Below are 20026 nucleotides of genomic sequence, written 5' to 3' on the forward strand. Positions count from 1 at the left end.
CGGCGGCATTGGTTGGGGAATGTGGGGTCGGGGAATCTGGGGCCGGCGAATTTGGGGCCGGGGAATTCAAGACCGGGCCAGGACGGGGCGGGCGGATTCCGGCTGGAGGAAATGGGCGTCCTGTTCCTGTTCCTTGGCCTGCTGATCGTCGGCGGCCTGGCGATCCTGTCGGTTTCACTGGCGGCGGGCGGATTGCGCACGGGCATGCCGCTGCTGTTCCTGCTCTTCTTCCTCTCCGCCTGTCTCAACCTGCCGGCGCTGCTCGCCAAAAGGGCGCTTGCGGCGGTGGACGGCAATTTCCTCTGGGAAGCGCTGGATTGCCTGCGCCGGGTAATGACCATCGCGCTGCTGCTGTTCATCCTGCAAGGACTGGACCCGCGCGTCTCCGTCGCCCTGCAACTTTGCGTGAGTGCGGCGGTGATCGGCTATGCCATCGCCCTGGTGCATCGGCGCCTCGGCATGGAGGCGCGGCACTGGCTGTCCTTCAGGGTCGGTGGCGGCCATGTCAGGCGCCATTATCTGCGGGACATCGGCGCATCGGCTGCCTTCACCATTTCCGAAATCCTCGCCTATAACGCGCCTTATTTCACCATCGCCGCCGCGACCCATGATGCGCGGCCGATGTTGATCTTCGACTTTTTCTTCAAGATGTCCCGCTCGCTTTCCATGCTCGTCAGGGCGACCGTGGAGGCGGCCTTGCCCCGGATCACCCGCGCTTTTCATGCAGGCGACGGCGTAAGGCTGCGTCAGTTGATGGTGCGGGCGCTTGGCGCGGCGCTTTTCTTCGCGCTCGCCGCTTCGGCGGCCTTGCTGCTGCTGGGCGAATGGCTGTTCGCAAAGCTGTTCGACGGCCGCGCGGCGATCGACCGGATCGACCTGCTGCTGATCGGCGGGGCGCTGCTGGCGCTCGCCCTGATCTGCGTGTCCGTCTATGTGCAGGGCGCGCTGGGACGGTTCACGCTGCTGCTCGGCCGGTCCTTGCCCTTCCTCGCCGGTTCGCTGCTCAGCGTGCCGCTGGCCCGGATATTCGCGCCGGAGCGGTTCGACCTGCTGTTCCTGATCCTCTACACGCTGACCCTGTTCGCCGCCGCATTCATCCACGGCCTTTCCCTGCGCCAGTTGATGGGGAAGCGCGCATGAAGGTCGCGATGTGCGATCCGTCGCTCTTCACCGGCCGCTATGACGACAGCCTTTGCGCGGCTATGGCGGCAGAGGGCGTGGACGTCACCCTGCTCGGTCGACCGATGCGGGAGACGGATGCCATCGTGCCGCAGGGCTATCGCTATGAGCCGCGCTTCTTCCGCCGGAGCGAGACCCTGCGCCAGCGCATCGGCGAAGGTCGGGCCTTCCGCCTGCTCAAGGCCGCGGAATATGGGCTCAGCTGCGCGCTGGGCGACCTTGCCCCACTGGCCAGGGCCGATGTGGCGCACATGCAATGGCTGCCGCTTGCGCCCGCCGACCGGATCATGTTGCGGCGGTTGAAGGGCAGGACCGCGCTGGTCCATACCGTGCACAATGCCGATGCCTATCATGCCGACGCCGGGGTGCAGGGCAGGGGCTATCGCGGCCTGCTCGACATGTTCGACGCGCTGATCGTCCATGGCGGGACGACGCGGACCGCGCTGGAGCGGCAGGGCATCGATCCGAAACGCATCCATGTGACGCCGCATCCGCCGATGCGACTTGCGACGGCCGGGACGGAGGATCTGGCGCAGGTGCCCGACGCTGTCCTGCCGCGCCTGCTCTTCTTCGGCACGATCCGCCCCTATAAGGGCGTCGACCTGCTGCTGCAGGCGTGCCTGTCGCTCTGGCGCGCCGGGCATCGTTTCGAACTGGTGCTGGCGGGCAAGCCGTTCATGGACATCGCCCCGCTGCTCGACAGCGTCCATGCCGCCGGCTTTGGCGAGCGGCTGATCGCCGATCTCGCTTTCCTGACCGAACAACGGCTCGACGCCCATATGGCGAAGGCGGACATATTGGTCTTCCCCTATCGGCATATCGACAGCAGCGGCGCTTTCCTGTCGGCCCTGCACCATGGCAAGGCGATGGTCACGTCGGACGCAGGCATGTTCGCCGGCCTGCCGGAGGAAGTCGCCGTCAGGACCCCGGCGGGAAATGCGCCCGCGCTTGCGCAAGCCCTCTTGCCCCTCGTAAAAAGCGCGGCCATCAGGCAGGCTTTGGGAGCGCGCGCGCGCACCTATGGAGATTCAATGGGCAATTGGAAGGACATGGCGCTGGCCACCATCGCCATCTACCGCAGCGTGACCGGGAAATGAGCCGCCATGTCCGGGAACTGCGCGACCGGGCGCTGGCGGTGCGGCTGGCGCTGGCGGGACGGGTGCATCAATATCCGGAAATCCAGGCGCTGCGCCGTTTCCTGAGCGCCTTTGCGGTCGATTGCGTGTTCGATGTCGGCGCCAACCGGGGCCAATATGCGACGATGCTGCGCAAGGATGCGGGCTTCGACGGCACGATATTGTCCTTCGAACCCAATCCGGACATCTTCTCCGAACTGGAACGGAATGCCTCGTCCGACCGTAAATGGCATGTGTTCAACATGGCCCTGTCGGATTTCGACGGCATGGCGAGCTTCAACATCATGGCGGCCGACCAGTTCAGTTCGCTGAAGACGCCGTCCGGGGAACAGGACGCGATCTTCGCCGAACGCAACAGGGTGACGCGCTCGGTCGACATGCAATGCCGCCGGTTGGAAAGCCTGCTGCCCGAACTGAAGCGCGCCCATGGCTTCACCCGACCCTTTCTCAAGATGGATACGCAGGGGCATGACCTGTCCGTCTGCGAAGGCGCAGGCGATGCGCTCCACGACATGGCGGGGGTGCAGACCGAACTCGGGGTCCGGCCGATCTATGAAGGCGGGACCGGCTATCGCGCGATGATCGACTGGCTGGCGGAGCATGGCTTCGTCCCCTCCGCCTTCTTCGCCAACAATAAGGGGCATTTCCCCCTGCTGGTCGAGATGGACGGCATTTTCGTCAATCGGGCGCTGCTGCCGCAGGAAGGCTGATGTTCAATCGGTTGCGCCCCATCAGTGCCACCCGTCTGCTCCTTGCGGGCGCGATCGGGCTGACGCTCTGGCTGGGCGCGACCTTCCTCTGGCATGTGACCTACAGGCAGGGCATCAGCCTGGCGGTCATCCTGTTCCTCGATCAGGATTTTCCGGCGCTTCTGGGCGCATTGCTGCTGCTGACGCTGGCCGCCCCCTTTGCGGAGGGTCTGGGCTGGCGCCTGCCTGCGCCGCGCGCGCGCATAATGGTGCCGCTGGTGCTGCTGTTCGGCCTGATCGCCTGGGCGGGCCATTACTGGCTGTTCCAGGACTATTCCATCTCCCGCGACGAGGAGGTCGCCCGCTTCGCCGCCGCCTATATGCGGGAGGGTTTCCTGGCCCGCCCGATCCCGATGGAGTGGGAGGCCTATCGCCGGGCGATCATGCCCGAATTTTTCTCCCCCTTCGGCGCGGCGGATTATTGGACCGCGGCCTATCTGCCGGTGAACAGCGCGATCCAGGCGCTGTTCTGGCAATTGGGCGACCCGAATCTGGCCGGGCCGGTGCTGCTGATGGCGGGGCTGTTCGCGCTGTGGCGGGTGGCGCTGCACCTTTTCCCCGACAGGCCCGACGCGGTCTGGGTGACGATGCTGCTGGGCCTGTCTTCGGCACAGCTCTGGGTCACGGCGATGACGCCCTACGCCATGACCGGGCATTTCGCGCTCAACATGATCTGGCTGGCGCTGGTGCTGCGCGGCGGGCTGATCGGGCATCTGAGCGCCGGGGTGGTCGCGCTGGCGGCGGCGGGGCTGCACCAATGGCATTTCCCGCCGATCTTCATCGCGCCCTTCATTCTCTGGATGCTGCTTGGGAAACGGTGGAAGGTCGCGATCTTCCACATCCTCGTGCTGGCTGCCATCGTCATAGTCTGGGCGAAGCTATGGCCCGCCTTCCTGACGCATGTGCTGGGGCAGCCGACCGACGTGCGTCCTTCCGCAGGCGTGGCGGACAAGGTGGGCAGCCTGTTCGAGCGGTTGGGCGACCGCTGGCAGCCGCTGGTGAATCTCAGCCGCTTTGCCGCCTGGAACAATATATTGATGGTGCCGCTGGCGACGCTGGGCGTCTTCGCGATGCGCTGGCGCAAGGCGATCCGGGGGCAGGAGATCGCGCTGCCGCTGGCGCTGGGCTGCTTCGCCGGATGCGCCCTCGCCCTGGCGCAGGGCTATGGCTGGGGCTATCGCTACGCCCATGGCTTCATCGGGCCTTTCTGCCTGCTGGCGGGCCTTGGCTGGGCGCGTTTCCGGACCGGCGCCATGCGCCCCATGTTCCTGGGCGCGGCCATAACATTGCTCAGCAGCGCCTTTCTCGTGTGGCGGACGCACGGCTTCGTTGCGCCCTATGCCGCAAGCCACAGGATGATCGACGCTTCCAGGGCCGATGTCGTGCTGGTCGACCCGCGCGGCGGGCTTTACGTGACGGACCTGGTGCGGGGACGCAACGGCGTGCCGGGCAAGCCGATGGTGATGAACCTCGGCATGCTGACGCTCGAGCAGGTGGACAATCTCTGCAGGAATTATGTGGTGGAGCTGTTCGACCGCGCGGAGTTCCGGCCCCTTGGCGTACCGCTGGCGCGATGGAATCTGGGGCGCAAGGACGCGCTGCGGGCGCATATGAAGGAAGAGGGCTGCGACAAGCCGGTCCAGCCGCCGCTGCCGGAGACGGAGGAAGAAGCGTTCAACGCGGCGGGGGCTGTGCTTTGATCCTGTCGTCGTCCCAGCATTGAGCGGCGAGTATTGAACGGCCGGCATTGAACGGGATGACGCCATGTTGGCCGCCGCTACTGCCCCTTCACATAGACCCGCTTGCCGCCGATCCACGTCTCCAGCACTTGCGTCCCGCGAAGCTCGACCGGACTTGACGTGGAAATATCCCGGTCGATCAGCAGGAAATCCGCCCGCTGCCCCGGCACCAGACTGCCGAAGCGCTTTTCCGCGAAGCCCGCATAGGCTGCCGTCCTGGTGAAACCGTCCAGCGCCGCCTCGAAGCTTACCCGCTGTTCCGGTATCCATCCGCCCGCCGGCTGCCCCGATGCATCTTCCCGTGTCATGGCGGCGGCGATGCCGGGGAAGGGATTGGGGCTTTCCACCGGCACATCCGACCCGAAGGCCAGCGGCACGCGATTGTCCAGCATCGCCTTCCACGCATAGGCGCCCTTCAGCCGCGCCTCGCCCAGCCGCGCCGTGGCCATGCGCCAGTCGGAGGTCTGATGCACCGGTTGCATCGACGCGACGATGCCATATTGCCCGAAGCGCGGCAGTTCCGCCGGATCGACGATCTGCGCATGCTCGATGCGCCAGCGCCGGTCGCCCTTGTAGGTTTCGCTGAGTTCCTGCACCGCATCCAGCACTTCGCTGTTCGCCGCGTCGCCGATGGCGTGGACCGCGATCTGGAAATTGTCCATCGCCGCCCGGCTCATGATGTTGCGAAGCTGGGTGGACGGGATCATCGCCAGGCCGCGCTGTCCCGGCGCGTCGGCATAGTCCGCCTTCAGCCAGGCCCCCCGCGATCCAAGCGCGCCATCCAGGATCAGCTTGACCCCGCCCATGCGCAGATGATCGTCATAGAGCCAGGGCGTCGGCTCAGGCCCGGCGATCAGCACCATATTCTCAAGGCCATAGGCATAGGACATGATCCGCACCCGCAGCGCGCCGCGGTCCGCCGAACGGCGAAAGGCCTGCCAGTCGTCGATGCTGGTGCCCATGTCGGCAATGCCGGTAATGCCTTGCCGCAGCAGCGCCTGCTGCGCCTTCTCCAGCGCGATGTCGCGATCCTTGGGCGCCGGCGGGGGCACGACGCGCGTGATCAAATCCATCGCCTTGTCGACGAACACGCCCGCAGGCTTTCCCGCCGCCATTTCGATCCGGCCGCCGGGTGGCGCCTTGGTCGCCGCGGTGACGGCCGCCGCCTTGATCGCCAGCGAATTGGCCCAGCCCGCATGGCCGTCGACCCGTTCCAGCCAGACCGGAACGTCGCTGACCGCAGCATCCAGCTCAGCCGCCGTCGGAAAACGGCCCAGGCCCCAAAGCTCCTGATTCCAGCCCTTGCCGATGATCCATTTCCGGCCCGTATTGGCGGCGGCATAGGCCCTGATCTTCGCCTGCGCCTCCGCCAGCGATTTGGTTTCCGAAAGGTCCAGCGTGATCAGCGACAGGCCATAGCCCATCACATGCCCATGGGCGTCGATCAGCCCGGGGATCAGCGTCTTGCCGCCCGCGTCCAGCTTGAAGTCGGGGCGGCTGGGCTGTGCCTGCTCCGGCTCGTTCTTCTTCCGCTTCCGGGGGCGCGGCTGCTCCGGCTCCCGATAGCGGTCGGGCAACAGCTTATCCACCTTGCCCTCATCGTCGATGGTGAGCGCCCGGAAACGCACCACGCGGCCATTGGCATCCAGCGCGATGCCGTTCACATTGTCGATGATGCCCGAAGCCAGCGCAGGGACGGGCAGCGTCAGGGCAAGGGCGACGGCAATCCTGCATCCGTTCGCGCGGCGCTTGCCGCCGCGGCGCATTGTCCTTGGGTCAAGCCCGGGGCGGACGGCGCTGCTGGTCATGCCGGCCTTGTTCATGCCCGCGTGATCCGCCGAACGAGCGCGCTGGTGTCCTGCCGGTGGCCCCCCATGGCCTGCACGTCGGCATAGAATTGATCGATCAGCGCCGTCACCGGCAGGGTGGCGCCATTGGCCCGCGCTTCCTCCAGCGCCAGCCCCAGATCCTTGCGCATCCAATCCACCGCAAAGCCGAAATCGAAACTGTCCGCCGCCATCGTCTTCCAATGCTTGTCCATCTGCCAGCTTTGCGCCGCGCCGCCGGAAATCGCCTCGAACAATGTGTCGAGGTCCAGTTCAGCCGCCTGCGCGAAACGCAGCGCTTCGGCCAGGCCCTGCACAACGCCCGCGATGCAGATCTGGTTCACCATCTTGGCGGTCTGCCCCGCGCCTGCCTTCCCGACATGGACGATGCGCGGCGCATAGGCCTGCATCACGATCCGGGCGGCTGCGACCGCGGGCTCGCTGCCCCCGCACATGACTGCAAGGCTGCCCTTTTCCGCCCCGGCCTGACCGCCAGTCACCGGCGCGTCGACGCAATGCAGCCCCCGGCTCTCGCCCTCCACGAACAATTGCCGCGCGATCCGCGCCGACACCGTCGTATGGTCGATGAACAGGCCGCCCGGCTTCATCGAGCGAAAGGCGCCGTCGCGGCCCAGGGTGATCTGGCTCAGATCGTCGTCGGTGCCGACGCAACTGATGACGATCTCCGCATCCTCCGCGGCCTTGGCCGGGTTGACCGCGACGGCGCCGCCATAGGCCTCCGCCCAACGCTTCGCCTTGCCGATGGAACGGTTGTAGACGGTCAGCTCATGCCCCGCCTTCGCCAGATGCCCCGCAATCGGGCCGCCCATGACGCCCAGGCCGATAAACGCGATTTTAGCCATATGCCTCGATCAGTTGGATGCGCGCCCGCAAGCCATAGGCAGAGTTTTCGGTCAGTGCCAGTTCCTTCCGAAGCAATTTTAAGCTAGGTGGCGCGCCATGAACACGCTGAGCAAGATAGAGAGCGCCGTGCCGCTGCCCATTTCCGTCGACGACATCCTCGCGGCGCGGGTGCGAATTTCCGGCTCCGTCGTGCATACGCCGACGCTGGTCAGCCAGACGCTGTCGGCCATGTTCGGCTGCAAAGTCTATCTGAAGTTCGAAAATCTCCAGTTCACCGCCGCCTATAAGGAACGCGGCGCGCTCAATCGCCTGCTCCAGCTGGATGAGGAGGCGAAGCGGAAGGGCGTGATCGGGGCGTCCGCGGGCAATCACGCGCAGGGCCTGGCCTATCACGGCAAGCGGCTGGGCGTGCCGGTCACCATCGTCATGCCCAACACCACGCCCACGGTGAAGGTCACGCAGACACAGGGGCATGGCGCCACCGTCGTCCAGTTCGGCGAGAAGTTCGACGACGCCTATGCCCATGCGCGGCTGCTGGAGGTCGAGCAGGGCCTGACCTTCGTCCATCCGTTCGACGAACCCGACATCATGGCGGGGCAGGGCACGGTCGCGCTGGAAATGCTGGAGGACGCGCCGGAGATCGACACGTTGATCGTGCCCATCGGCGGCGGCGGCCTGTTTTCGGGGGTGGCGACCGCGGCCAAGGCGATGAAGCCCGACATCAAGGTCTATGGCGTGCAGGCGGAGCTTTATCCGTCGATGTACGACTATATCAAGGGCGCCAACCTGCCCTGTGACGGCGATACGCTGGCGGAGGGCATTGCCGTCAGGGAACCGGGCGAACTCACCCGCCGCTTCGTCGAGCGGCTGGCGGACGATGTGCTGCTGGTCAGCGAGCGCCATCTGGAGGAAGCGGTGAGCCTGCTGCTCCAGATCGAGAAGACGGTGGTGGAGGGTGCGGGCGCCGCCGGCCTCGCGGCGCTGCTGACGCACAAGGAACTGTTCGCCGGGCGCAGCGTCGGGCTGATCCTGACCGGCGGCAATATCGATACGCGGCTGCTGGCCAATGTGCTGCTGCGCGACCTGGCGCGCTCGGGCCGGCTGGCGCGGCTGCGCATCATCCTGCAGGATCGGCCGGGCGCGCTGTTCCATGTGGCGCGGATCTTCGACCAAGAAGCGGTCAACATCCTCGAACTGTCGCACCAGCGGATATTCACCAATCTGCCTGCCAAGGGCCTCAGCCTCGACGTGGAATGCGAGACGCGGGACGGCGCCCATCTGGAACGCCTGATCGCCGCCCTGCGGGCAGTGGGCTATGAGGTCGCGCCGATCGAGGTCGCCTAGCCTTATTGAAGACTGAGCGAGCAGAAGGGTGGAAAGCGGATACCCACTTTAGCCCTCTCCCTTGAGGGAGAGGGCTGCGCAGACTTGGCAGCCTGCTGCCTTAGTCATAGCTGGGTGAGGGGGTTGTGATCCAGGGGATCGCGCGGACCGCAGGCCCGCTCCCCCTCGTCCAGATCCGCCTGAACTCCTTCGTCGCCAAGCCTTCCTATCCTTCTCAAGGGAGAAGGAAGGTCTTGCACTGGCCACTTCCCGCAAAACCCGAAAATAAAGGGAGCCGGCGCGCAGTCCCATGCGCCGGCCCCCCATTTGCGTTGATGCCTTGCGACCCAAGGCTCTCAACGACTGCACCGTACAGACGGCGCAGCGATGCGTTATCCGTGCAGTTTCAGTGCCGTTTCCGCAACGCGCCGGCCCTGATAGCGTGCGCCCTCCAGTTCTTCCTCGCCAGGCTGCCGGCTGCCGTCGCTATCCGCCAGCGTGGTGGCGCCATAGGGTGATCCGCCGCGGACCTTGTCGACGCCCATCTGTCCGGCAAAGCCATAGTCCAGGCCGACGATCACCAGACCGAAATGCAGCAGGTTGGTGATGATCGAGAACAGGGTGGTCTCCTGCCCGCCATGCTGGCTGGCCGTCGAGGTGAAAGCGCCGCCTACCTTGCCGTTCAGCGCGCCGCGCGCCCAAAGGCCGCCTGCCTGGTCGAGGAAGGCCGCCATCTGACTCGACATGCGGCCGAAACGGGTGCCGGTGCCGATGATGATCGCGTCATAATCCGCCAGCTCCGCGACAGTGGCGACCGGCGCTTCCTGATCGAGCTTGAAATGAGCGGCTTGCGCCACTTCCAGCGGCGCCGTCTCCGGCACGCGCTTGATGTCGACCTGCGCGCCGGCAGCCGCCGCGCCTTCCGCCACGGCCTTCGCCATCGTCTCGATGTGGCCGTAGGAGGAGTAGTAGAGAACCAGAACCTTTGCCATGAGTATCTCCATTTCGTCTAATGCGTTGATCGTAAAAAGGTTTCGAAAAAATCGGCCGCCCGCGCAGAGGGAGGGGGGAGAAGCGCGGGCGGCCTTTCGGCCCGTCCGGGGAAGGGGACGGACCTTATTCGCTGTCCACCAGGACGATTTCGGCGTCCTCGATCGCCTTGATGGTGATGGGCGCGCCGCCGATGATCGCAGCGCCGTCACGCGCCTCGAAGATCTGGCCGTCGATCTCGATCCGGCCGGTCGCCGGAACCAGATAGAGATGACGTCCTTCGGCACTGTCGTAGGTCACGCTCTCGCCCGCCCTGACGGTGCCGCCCAGCAGACGGGCGTCGGCGCGGATGCGCAGCGCTTCCACATCCTCGGCATGGCCGCTTGCCAGGACCACCAGCTTGCCGGACCGGTCGCCCTTCGGAAAGGGCTTGGCGCCCCAGCTCGGCTGGCCGCCGCGACGGCGGGGCATGACCCAGATCTGAAAGAGCGTCGTCGTCTCTTCTTCCAGATTATATTCGGCATGGCGGATGCCGGTGCCCGCGCTCATCACCTGGACGTCGCCGGCCTCGGTCCGGCCCCTGTTCCCCAGGCTGTCCTGATGGGTGATCGCGCCCTTGCGGACATAGGTGATGATCTCCATGTCCGCATGCGGATGCGGCGGAAAGCCGGAGCGGGGGCCGATTTCATCATCGTTCCAGACCCGGATCGCGCCCCAGTTCATGCGGGCGGGATCATGATAGTCCGCAAAGGAAAAATGGTGCCGCGCATTCAGCCAGCCATGGTCGGCATGACCGAGGGACGCGAAGGGGCGGCGTTCGATGCGGCTCCCGACTGTCGTGCTCATATTCAGGCCTTTCGATTGCGTTGCCGGAAGGTTCCGGCTTGCTTTCCGCCAATCTAGCGATCAGGATCGTTTCTTGAATAAGCAGCATTGAAACGGATTGTTTCCTTATGCGTCTTCCCGATTTCGAGGCATGGGCGATGTTCGCCGCCGTGGTCGAGCATCGCAGCTTCACCGACGCGGCCAAGGCGCTGAGCGTTTCCAAGGCCACCGTGTCCAAGGCGGTGACGCGGCTGGAGCAGCATCTGGATACCAGCCTGTTCAGCCGCACCAGCCGCCGCCTGGCCCTTACCGAAAGCGGCAAGCGGCTGGCCGAGCATGCGGCGCGCATCCTGTCGGAAGGGCAGGCGGCGGAGGAAGCGGCGAGGGACGAAACGGCCGAACTTTCCGGCACGGTCCGGCTGGGGGCGCCGATGACCTTCGGCCTGCTTCGCGTCGCGCCGCTGGTCGCCGAATTCACGAAGCAGAACCCGCAGGTGGACATCGACCTCCACCTGTCCGATGCGCGCATCGACCTGGTGGAAATGGGCCTGGATGCGACCATCCGCATTGCCGACATGCCGGACAGCTCGCTCCGCGCCCGGCGCCTGGCCGACGTCAAGCTGCATGTCGTGGCGTCGCCCGCCTATCTGGCGGAAAGGGGGCGCCCCACCCATCCGTCCGACCTCGGCAGCCATGATTGCCTCTGCTATTCCAATACCCCGACGCCCGACGTCTGGCGCTTTTCCGGCCCCGGCCAGCAGAATGTCGTGGTGCAGGTGCGCGCCCGGCTGACGGTCAACAGCGGAGAGGCGATGCTGCCCGCGCTGCGCACCGGCGTCGGCATTGCCCGGCTGCCCGATTTCATTGTCGGGGACGCGCTTGCGTCAGGCGAACTGGAGGAGATTCTGGTCGACTGGCGGCCGCCGCCATTCGGCATCCACCTGGTCACGCCGCCATCGCGTCTGCGGCCGGCCCGGGTGGACGCCGTGCTCGATTTCCTTACCCGCCATCATGGCTGTTGAGGACTCGTTCCACAGGTGAATCCATCTTGACTCCATCTGAATCATTTCGGCTGCAAAATGTTGAAAACAGATTCAAAATCCCACGACTCGCGGATTCCTGCCGGTTAGCGAAAAATTAACCTTTGTCCTTCAGAAGTTTTTTGGTTAATGAATTGGAGCGGCCGTCGTTCTCTGGGGGTGAACGGGACTGCTACGCAAAGGGGCTTCACATGCGCGTGCTGCTAATCGAAGACGAACCGACGACCGCGAAGGCGATCGAGCTGATGCTCACGACGGAGGGGTTCAACGTCTATACGACCGACCTTGGCGAAGAGGGTCTCGACCTCGGCAAGCTCTACGACTACGACATCATCTGCCTGGACCTGAACCTGCCGGACATGCATGGCTATGACGTGCTCAAGAAGCTCCGCGCGGCGAAGGTGCAGACGCCGGTGCTGATCCTGTCCGGCGTGGCGGAAATGGACAGCAAGGTCCGCTCCTTCGGCTTCGGCGCCGACGATTATGTGACCAAGCCGTTCCACCGCGAGGAACTGATCGCCCGCATCCATGCGGTCGTGCGCCGGTCCAAGGGCCATTCGCAGTCGGTCATCCGCACTGGAAAGCTGGCGGTCAACCTGGACGCCAAGACCGTGGAGGTGGACGGCAACCGCGTCCACCTGACCGGCAAGGAATATGCGATGCTGGAGCTGCTTTCGCTCCGCAAGGGCACGACGCTGACCAAGGAAATGTTCCTGAACCACCTTTATGGCGGCATGGACGAGCCCGAACTCAAGATCATCGATGTCTTCATCTGCAAGCTGCGCAAGAAGCTGGCGCTGGCCTGCGGTGGGGAGAATTACATCGAAACCGTCTGGGGCCGCGGCTATGTGCTGCGCGATCCGGACGAGGCAGAGGAATTCGCGACCAAAGTCGCCTGATCCGAGCCATTGCCACAGGAAGAAAAGGCTGGCGATCCCGACAGGATTGGCGGCCTTTTTCCTTTTTGCGCCTCTATGGGACGGGCTCCTGAAGCGTTTTCCAAGCAGATGGAATCATCTGCTGACTCGGAAAACGCGACAAAACAAAAACTTAGAGCAGTCGAGCCGACGCAATCGGATCGGAATCCGCTCTAGAAACGCCGCTCAATGCTTTCGGGCAAATGAGCGTCACGCCATCCAAACGGCCGAATGCCGATCGTCTGCTCAGGGCAGAAGCGAAATCACCGCCATTTATTGTTGGTGTCCGGCCCCTGTAACCGCGTCCGGAATCCGGGCCGCTTCGTCTCCGCCGATGGCCGGAACGCCTCGGGCACCTGATACCCCTCAGCCGGGCGATCGGCGGGGGTGCGACTTTTCACCACCTCCGGATTGATCTGCGCCTCCAGATGCACGCCGAAGCTCTGTCCCTTCCGCCATGCGATCTTTCCCTGCGCCGGTCGGCAGTCGGGCAGGAGGATGACGACGCTTTCCCCCACGGCAAGGTCGAGCTCGCACCGCCCGCCAAGGCCCATTTCCGACACGTCGCGAACGAGGATGTCGATCTCGCCATAATCCGGATGACGCATGCGCGCCTTCAGCAGCCGACGCTGGCGGTCATGCAGCCGCTTGGAGGCGAAATCGGAATCCGAAACGGACATTCAGTCCCGTATCTCTTCAATATCTGGTGCCGCGACGCACCTATGGCGACCCTTGGCTCCATTCGGCACTGCCGGCCGGACCCATATGAAATGACGGTGTAGACATTCAGGCGCGCCATGAAAAGCGCCATCATCTTAAACCATTTATATCAAAGGCTTTTAGTGTTTCGTTCAGAAAGAGGGAAGGCCGGCGGCCCGATAAGGGTCGCCGGCCTTCGATCAGGCGGTGAGGCGGCAATGCGGCTGAAAGCCGGTCGGGGATATGTCGCCTCCGGGCGAGGTCAGTTGGCCGCCTGATCCGAAGCGGCCGAGCTGGCCGAACCCGAAGCCTGTCCGCTGCCCGAAAGCTGTCCGGAAGCATCGACGGACCCCAGGCCGCTCGCGCCGTTCGCCGCACCGTTGGCCGCGCCCGCGGCGCTGCCGGCGGCATTGCCTGCTGCCGAACGGGTCCGGTTCACCGCGTTGGCGGCGCGGTCCCGCGCTGCTCCTGCGGTGGCGCTGGCGCGGTCCTTGGTTTCGGCGACGGTTCCAGCGGCCCGGTCCCGCGCCGCGCCGGCCGTGTTGCCGGCCTGGTCGCGCAGGCCGCCCACGGCATTGCGCACATCGCCTGTCCCCAGCGTGTCGGCCGTCAGGCTGCCGCCTGCCGATCCGCTGGCGGAGCCCGAAGCGCTGCCGCTGCGGCTCTTGCCATGGCGGCTGACCGATCCGGAGGCGGAACCGCTGCCGCTGCCATGGCCCGAACCGCTGGCGCCGACGCGGCCATTCTCCAGGTCGATGCTGCGGTCGAGGCCGACGCCGCCCGATCCGCCGAGCGTGCCGCCCAACGATCCGCCCGCGCCACCCAGCGCGCCGCCCAGGCCACCGCCCAGCATGCCGCCGCCACCGCCGCCCAGCAACTGGGCAGAGGCGGGCGCGGCCGTCAGGGCGGCAAGAGCGGCGGTTGCAATCAGGAACTTGACTTTCATCGATCGTCTCCTTGTTCGTTGTCGATCCGATGACAGGACAACGCGACGGCGATCGGATTTAATCCCAAAATGTCGGAAAAACTTTCAAATCGTTGAAAATCAATCATTATTTCTGCAATTGCCGCAAATGATGCTAAGGCCGGAGCCCCGCTTCGCCTCCGCCCGCAGGGCCGCCACGCTGCCCTTGGCGAACAGCCGTCCCGCCACCAGCGGCGCAGCGAAGGATGTACCGCGGACCTTACCCTTGCCGCCGTCGGCCCGGGCCGCATTCATGTCCGCCCCTGGTGCGGCGAAATCCACATGACGGGCCCGCCCCGCCTCGGGCAGGACGCGGCCCCGCCCGTCAATGCCGGTGACGGCGATCACCCCGGCATAGGATGCCGGATAGGCGGGCGGCGCGGCCGGCCCGTCATTGCCGACCGCCGCGACCACGGACACGCCACGTTCCCGCGCCAGTCGGATGGCGCCGGCCAGCAGGGGGTTGTCCGGGCCCACCAGGCTCACCGTCACGACATCGGCCCCGCGCGCCGCCATCCAGCCAAGCGCCCGCGCCATTGCGAAGGCGCTGCCGCCCGCCGGGTCGTCGCCATAGACATCGGCCACCAGCAAGGGCGCGCCGGGCGCTCCGCCCCTTATGCTGCCCGTGCCGCTGATGAGGGAGGCGACCGCCGTCCCGTGCGCGCTGGCGCGGGGAGCCCCTCGGGCGAAACCCCGCTGTTCGACCGGGCCGGTCAGGCTGGGGTGCCGGGCCACCCCGCCGTCGATCAGCCCCGCCGCCTTGCCCCGCACCGACGCGTTTTCCGCAAGCGCGGCGGCGGCAAGACCCATGGAAGCGCCGCTGGGGAAATAGAGATTGTCCGCACTGGCCTGCGCTTCCGGGGCGAGGGACCGGACCTGCTTCAACGCACGCGACAGGCTGCGGCCCTGCGGCACGGTCAGGCGGGTCACGGCAAGGTCCAGCCCCTCTATGGCGGCATCTTCCACGCCATAGCCGGCGGAACGCAGCGCGGCGACGCTTTCCGGCCGCGCCCCGGTCAGCAATATGACGCCGCGCCGCGCCGGTTCGCGCCGATCGTCCAGTTCCACCGAATCGGCATGCCGCCGCACCAGATCGTCGATCCGCGCCGCCCGCGCCGCCAACAGCCGGTCGGCCAGCCGGGCAGGCGGCAGCCGGTCGAGCCCGGCCTGGTCCAGCGTTCCCTCCACCCGATCCATCACATGCGGCACGATGCCGCCTGCCTGGCCGCTCACCTGACCCAGGGTGCTGCTCGGGGAAGGCAGCAACTGGGCCTGCGCGCCCGGTGCGGTCAGAAGCAGGCCGGCAACGATCCATCGACGCGCGAATTTCATCTCGACCTCTCCACCGCCGGCACTTCCACCATCAGACTGCCTTCCGGTCCTTTCGCTCTCAAAATGATTCATTGCGAAAAAATTTCCGATACAAGATCCATGCTCAGGGATGAAACGTGCGGCGGCAGCCGTTTCATCCTTCAGGAAGCTGAATGGAGACCGGATGTCGTTCGAAAGCGATCTGTTGGCGATCCTGCCCCGGCTGCGGCGCTTTGCCGCCAGCCTGTCGCGGCATCGCGCCGATGCGGACGATCTCTGCCAGGCGGCGTTGGAAAAGGCGCTCCGGGCACGCGATCAATGGCAGCCGGGGACGAGACTGGATAGCTGGATGTATCGGATCATGCGCAATCTGTGGATCGACGAGGGCCGCTCCCGGCAGCGCGCCGCCCGCACCTTCGCGCCGGAGGAGGCGGGCGAGCATGTCGGCCATGCGGGCGACCGCGATGTGGAGGCGCATGTCATGCTGTCCGATGTCGACCGCGCGATGCAAAGCCTGCCCGACGAGCAGCGGGAGGCTATCGCGCTCGTGCTGGTGGAGGGGCTGTCCTACCGGGAGGCGGCGGAGGTGCTGGACATTCCGATGGGCACGCTGACCTCGCGGCTGGTGCGCGGGCGCGGCGCTTTGATCGAACTGCTGGGGGAAGCGGCATGACGGACATGGACGAAGCCATGCTGATCGCCTTTGTCGACGGCGAACTGGACGAGGTGAACCGGCGGCGCGTCGAACGTGCCGTGGCGGAAGATCCGGCGCTGGCCGCGCGGCTCGACATGCATGTTCGCCTGCGGGAGCGGTTGGCCGGTCATTATGCGCCCATCGAAGCCGAGCCTGTGCCGGCCGCGATGCGGACCTTGTTGCAGGAGGATGCGAAGGTCGTCCCGTTCGCCCGTCCGGTCCAGGCGCGTCGGCGCGTCTGGGCCATGGGCGGCGCCATCGCCGCGAGCCTGCTGCTGGGGCTTGGCGTCGGGCATTTTTCCGGCGGGAGCGACGGTCCGATTTCAATAGAGCGGGGCACGATGGTCGCACAGGGCGAGTTGGCGTCGGCGCTCGAAACCCAGCTCGCTTCCGCGCAGGAGGAAGCGCCGATCCGCATCGGCCTCAGCTTCCGGCGCAAGGGCGGAGGATGGTGCCGCAGCTTCGAAGGGCAGGCCCTGTCGGGCGTCGCCTGCCGCGAGGGGCAAGGCTGGCAGGTGCAGCAGCTCGTGCCGGGCGCGGGACGGGAAGGGGCCTATCGGCAGGCATCCTCGGGCGATGCGCGTCTTATGGCGACTGTCGATGCCTTGATGGACGGCTCCCCCCTCGATGCCGCGCAGGAGAAGGCGGCGAAGGACAGGCGGTGGCAATAGGATAGCTGAAGGAAGGGTGGTATCGGACACCCGCTTTATCCCTCTCCCTTGAGGGAGAGGGCTGCGCAGACTTGGCAGCTTGCTGCCTAGTCGTAGCTGGGTGAGGGGGTCGCGATCCAGGGGATCGCGCGGGCAGCAGGCCCGCTTTCCCCTTGCCAATCAACCCAGCCCCCTTCTTCGCCAAGGTTTCCTGTCCTTCTTCCTCAAGGGAGGAGGAAGGCCTTAAAAGGGCCAAAGCCGGCCCCAATGGCACCGCAAGAACAGGCTAACGCATCCCCATGGCCGCTTCGCTCAAAACTCGAAATTCAACCGCCCATAATAAAATCCGCCGCTGGTCCCATAGGGCGAATATTGGTTGTAAAGGGAAAAGCCGTTGCCCTGTAGCAAAGTGGGCAGCTTGTCGGGATAGCTGTTGAACAGATTGTTCGCCCCGGCCGTCAGTTTGATGCCCTTGCGCAGTTCCATCCCCAGTTCCAGGTCGAAGATGACCTTGGGATCGATTTCCGCATCCAGGGAAGGCGTGTTCGGATGGGCCATCGTCACCTTGCCGTAGCGCGTGGCGCGCAGGTTCAGGCTGGCAGGGCCCTTGGTCCAGAGGATGTTGGCGATGAACTTGTCGCGCGGCGTGCCCTTGGTGAAGTCGCCCTGTTTCGACCGGCCGATCAGCACCAGCTGGGAATTGGCCAGTACCGGCGGCACGGCATCGACATGGGTGAAGACGGTCTTGTTGAAATTGGCCGACAGGCTGAACAGCGCATTGCCCCAGTCGCCCAGGGCCGCCCGCCAGGTGCTGACCACGTCCAGCCCCCGCGTCCGGGTGTCGGCGGCGTTGGAGAAGTAGAAGCCGCCCGCCGAGGATGTGATGCCCGCCGCCGCCAGCACGCTGCGCACGAGCGGTCCCTGCAGGGTTTCGGACAGCAGGATGCGGTCCCTGATCTTGATCTGATAGGCGTCGACCGTGATGTTGAGGCGCGGTGTCGGCGTGAGGACGATGCCGGCCGAAAGGTTTCTGGACTTTTCCGGCTTCAGCGCCGTGGCGCCAAGCGCGACGGCCGCGGCGGAATCGACCGGCAGCGCGGATACGGGCAGCAACACGCCGCTGACATTGATCGTGCTGGCGGAGGAATAATGCTGCTGTTGCAGGGTCGGCGCGCGGAAGCCGGTGCTGGCCGTGCCGCGCAGCGCCAGGCCGCGCACCGGCTCGATCCGCACCGACGCCTTGCCGGTGTCGGTGGTGCCGAAGTCGGAATAATCCTCATGCCGCCCGGCCAGCGCGACCTCGAACCCCTCCACGACCTGCTGTTCCAGGTTCAGATAGGCGCTCCAATTGTCGCGGCTCCATTTCCCGGCGGAGGAGAGGGGGAAACCCGTCACCCCCTGCGACCCGGATGTCCGCAGCACACCGGCATTGGGGCCGGTGGTCGACCGGTATCCGCCGTCGATATAGGAAACGGGGTCGCCCGCACCGATGGCATAGCCGTTCCAGCGATATTCCGCGCCCAGCGCCACCAGCAACGGTTCGGCCAGGCCCAGATCGACCGTCTTCTGAAGGTCGAGATTGGTGGTCCACTCCTTCGACGTGACGGCGCCGATATACATGTCGGTCGGGCTGGCCGGACCGAGCGAGGCGTTGATGACCGAGCTTTCCCGATATTTCACCCAGTTGCGGGAAAAGCTGCTGGACAGATCGTAATGGAATGTGTCGGACAGGTCGCCGCGCAGCCCCGCCGCAGTCTGGAAGTCCTCGTCATAGATGTGGAGATGCGGGCTGTAGCCATTGGGGAACAGTTCGGGGATGTTGTTCGGCGCGTCGGGGAAGCGATAGGTCAGCCAGGCGTCGCTATGCCGGCGCGACGCCGTGCCGAACAGGTAAAGTTCGACCTGATCGCTCACCGGCAGCGACAGGTCATAGGCGAAGTTGATGCCCGACACCTGCGGCTGCCCGCCCCGGTTCACGTCGCGATCGACGGTCGCCTCACGCGGGTCGAGCGCACCCGTGGCCGATGAATAGAGCTGGCCCACCCGCGCATAGAACTGGCCCGGATTGGGCGCGCTGCGATAGGTGCGGCCCTGAAGGAAGGCGTCCAGCGTGAAATGGACATGGCCACCGTCCCCGATGCCGAAGCCCTTGCTGATCTGGAACCGGCCCTGTTCGCCGCCGCCGTCCGCCGTGGCCCCGCCCAGGAAGGACGCGCTGCCGCTGGCATCGTTCTTCAGCAGGATGTTGACCACGCCTGCGATCGCGTCGGACCCATATTGCGCCGACGCCCCGTCGCGCAGCACCTCGATCCGCTCGATGGCGGAGGAAGGGATAAGGTCCAGGTCGGGCGGCGACTGGCCGTTCTGGGTCGTGCCGTTGATGAACAGGGTCGCCGTATTGTGGCGCCGCTTGCCGTTCACCAGCACCAGCAACTGGTCGCCCGCAAGGCCGCGCAGCGACAGCGTCTTGACGGCGAAGCTGGCGCCCGCGCCGCTGTTCGACACGTTGATCGACGGCACCAGCGTGCCCAGCAGGTCGCGCACCGATTGCTTGCCGCTCGCCTCCAGGTCCCTGGCGCTCAGCACGTCGATGGGCGCCAGGCTCTCCGCGACGGTGCGCGTGGTCTGGCGGGTTCCCGTGACGATGATCGGGGCCGAGGCATCGTCCCCATCGGCGGGCGCCATGGCAACCGGGGCCGCCGACGCCCCCGCCACGCCGACCTGCGCAAGCTGGACCGCCAGCGGACTGCGATGGGCGACGGTGCGGCTGGCCGGCACGGCGAGGGCGATGACGCCGACGCCCGCCTCGCTATGCTTGAGCGCGGTTCCGGCCAGCAGCCGTTCCAGCGCGTCTTCGGTCGACAGCCAGCCCTGCACGCGCCGGCTGCGGATCGACGCGACCTCGTCATAGGGGAAGAGGATGCGCACGCCCGACTGGGTCGAAAGCTGGCGCAGGGCGCTGCTCAGCGGCTGCGGGGCGATGTCGAACTTGTGCCGCTGCGACAGGGTGGCGTCCATTTTCGAGGATGCCATCAGCTCCGTGGGCAAAACAAGGCATGTGGCGAGGGCGAACCCCGCCAGTGCATGGCGAATGCGCATCGATTGTTCCCCTGTTGCAGA

The 20026-nt window shown here is 65.9% G+C and carries 17 protein-coding genes; 9 read left to right on the forward strand and 8 right to left on the reverse strand.

The features are described from left to right. The 4 genes from K7W03_RS11185 to K7W03_RS11200 all read left to right on the forward strand — a co-directional run. A partial coding sequence (locus tag K7W03_RS11185; RefSeq protein ID WP_226870067.1) for a hypothetical protein occupies positions 1 to 1140 on the forward strand: 1140 nt, incomplete at its 5' end. Continuing rightward, entirely contained in the window at positions 1137 to 2276 is a 1140-nt protein-coding gene (locus K7W03_RS11190) for a glycosyltransferase family 4 protein (RefSeq protein ID WP_222886345.1), read from the forward strand. The genes K7W03_RS11185 and K7W03_RS11190, both read left to right, overlap by 4 nt. Continuing rightward, the gene (locus K7W03_RS11195) at positions 2273 to 3025 is read left to right on the forward strand and encodes an FkbM family methyltransferase (RefSeq protein WP_222886346.1); all 753 of its coding nucleotides are present in this window, start codon (positions 2273 to 2275) and stop codon (positions 3023 to 3025) included. Before K7W03_RS11190 ends, K7W03_RS11195 begins: the two co-directional genes overlap by 4 nt. Continuing rightward, positions 3025 to 4764 (forward strand): MFS transporter, encoded by a 1740-nt coding sequence (locus tag K7W03_RS11200; RefSeq protein ID WP_222886347.1) that lies wholly within the window; start codon positions 3025 to 3027, stop codon positions 4762 to 4764. The genes K7W03_RS11195 and K7W03_RS11200 overlap by 1 nt, the downstream gene beginning before the upstream one ends. A 77-nt stretch (positions 4765 to 4841) precedes the next feature. On the opposite strand, the gene K7W03_RS11205 is transcribed toward K7W03_RS11200, so the two are convergent. Both K7W03_RS11205 and K7W03_RS11210 read right to left on the reverse strand, forming a co-directional pair. Then, positions 4842 to 6569, reverse strand: coding sequence for an amidohydrolase (locus K7W03_RS11205; RefSeq protein WP_222886362.1), 1728 nt, complete (start codon positions 6567 to 6569; stop codon positions 4842 to 4844). A gap of 53 nt (positions 6570 to 6622) precedes the next feature. After that, positions 6623 to 7492 carry an NAD(P)-dependent oxidoreductase gene (locus tag K7W03_RS11210; protein WP_222886348.1) on the reverse strand — a complete coding sequence of 290 codons (870 nt, stop codon included), beginning with the start codon at positions 7490 to 7492 and terminating at the stop codon, positions 6623 to 6625. A 97-nt stretch (positions 7493 to 7589) separates the two neighbouring features. Here K7W03_RS11210 and K7W03_RS11215 point away from each other — a divergent pair, with 97 nt between their 5' ends. Continuing rightward, the gene (locus K7W03_RS11215) at positions 7590 to 8837 is read left to right on the forward strand and encodes a threonine ammonia-lyase (protein ID WP_044661875.1); all 1248 of its coding nucleotides are present in this window, start codon (positions 7590 to 7592) and stop codon (positions 8835 to 8837) included. Positions 8838 to 9208: 371 nt separating this feature from the next. Here K7W03_RS11215 and wrbA read toward each other — a convergent pair whose 3' ends face one another. Then, positions 9209 to 9808, reverse strand: coding sequence for an NAD(P)H:quinone oxidoreductase (gene wrbA, locus K7W03_RS11220; RefSeq protein ID WP_061936259.1), 600 nt, complete (start codon positions 9806 to 9808; stop codon positions 9209 to 9211). Between the two features lie 124 nt (positions 9809 to 9932). Further along, a complete protein-coding gene (locus tag K7W03_RS11225) occupies positions 9933 to 10652 on the reverse strand; it encodes a pirin family protein (RefSeq protein WP_222886349.1) in 720 nt (239 codons plus the stop codon). A 107-nt stretch (positions 10653 to 10759) separates the two neighbouring features. Between K7W03_RS11225 and K7W03_RS11230 the strand changes: the two genes are divergently transcribed. After that, positions 10760 to 11653, forward strand: a complete 894-nt coding sequence (locus tag K7W03_RS11230) for a LysR family transcriptional regulator (RefSeq protein ID WP_044661877.1) — start codon at positions 10760 to 10762, stop codon at positions 11651 to 11653. A gap of 209 nt (positions 11654 to 11862) precedes the next feature. After that, a complete protein-coding gene (gene ctrA, locus K7W03_RS11235) occupies positions 11863 to 12570 on the forward strand; it encodes a response regulator transcription factor CtrA (RefSeq protein WP_025549663.1) in 708 nt (235 codons plus the stop codon). A gap of 281 nt (positions 12571 to 12851) precedes the next feature. Here ctrA and K7W03_RS11240 read toward each other — a convergent pair whose 3' ends face one another. From K7W03_RS11240 to K7W03_RS11250, 3 genes are all read right to left on the reverse strand, one after another. Beyond that, entirely contained in the window at positions 12852 to 13268 is a 417-nt protein-coding gene (locus tag K7W03_RS11240; RefSeq protein ID WP_048575340.1) for a hypothetical protein, read from the reverse strand. Between the two features lie 281 nt (positions 13269 to 13549). Further along, the gene (locus tag K7W03_RS11245; protein ID WP_099185902.1) at positions 13550 to 14233 is read right to left on the reverse strand and encodes a hypothetical protein; all 684 of its coding nucleotides are present in this window, start codon (positions 14231 to 14233) and stop codon (positions 13550 to 13552) included. Positions 14234 to 14332: 99 nt separating this feature from the next. Further along, positions 14333 to 15655 (reverse strand): S8 family serine peptidase, encoded by a 1323-nt coding sequence (locus tag K7W03_RS11250; protein ID WP_222886350.1) that lies wholly within the window; start codon positions 15653 to 15655, stop codon positions 14333 to 14335. A gap of 91 nt (positions 15656 to 15746) precedes the next feature. On the opposite strand from K7W03_RS11250, the gene K7W03_RS11255 reads away from it, so the two are divergent. Further along, complete coding sequence (locus tag K7W03_RS11255) at positions 15747 to 16235, forward strand: RNA polymerase sigma factor (RefSeq protein WP_222886351.1); 489 nt, start codon at positions 15747 to 15749, stop codon at positions 16233 to 16235. Beyond that, on the forward strand, positions 16232 to 16927 hold the full coding sequence (locus K7W03_RS11260) for an anti-sigma factor family protein (protein WP_044661881.1): 696 nt from the start codon (positions 16232 to 16234) through the stop codon (positions 16925 to 16927). Before K7W03_RS11255 ends, K7W03_RS11260 begins: the two co-directional genes overlap by 4 nt. 291 nt (positions 16928 to 17218) lie before the next feature. On the opposite strand, the gene K7W03_RS11265 is transcribed toward K7W03_RS11260, so the two are convergent. Further along, on the reverse strand, positions 17219 to 20005 hold the full coding sequence (locus K7W03_RS11265; RefSeq protein ID WP_222886352.1) for a TonB-dependent receptor plug domain-containing protein: 2787 nt from the start codon (positions 20003 to 20005) through the stop codon (positions 17219 to 17221). Positions 20006 to 20026: the final 21 nt, after the last annotated feature.

This window comes from Sphingobium sp. PNB (genome assembly GCF_019873065.1).
Taxonomy (GTDB): domain Bacteria; phylum Pseudomonadota; class Alphaproteobacteria; order Sphingomonadales; family Sphingomonadaceae; genus Sphingobium; species Sphingobium fuliginis.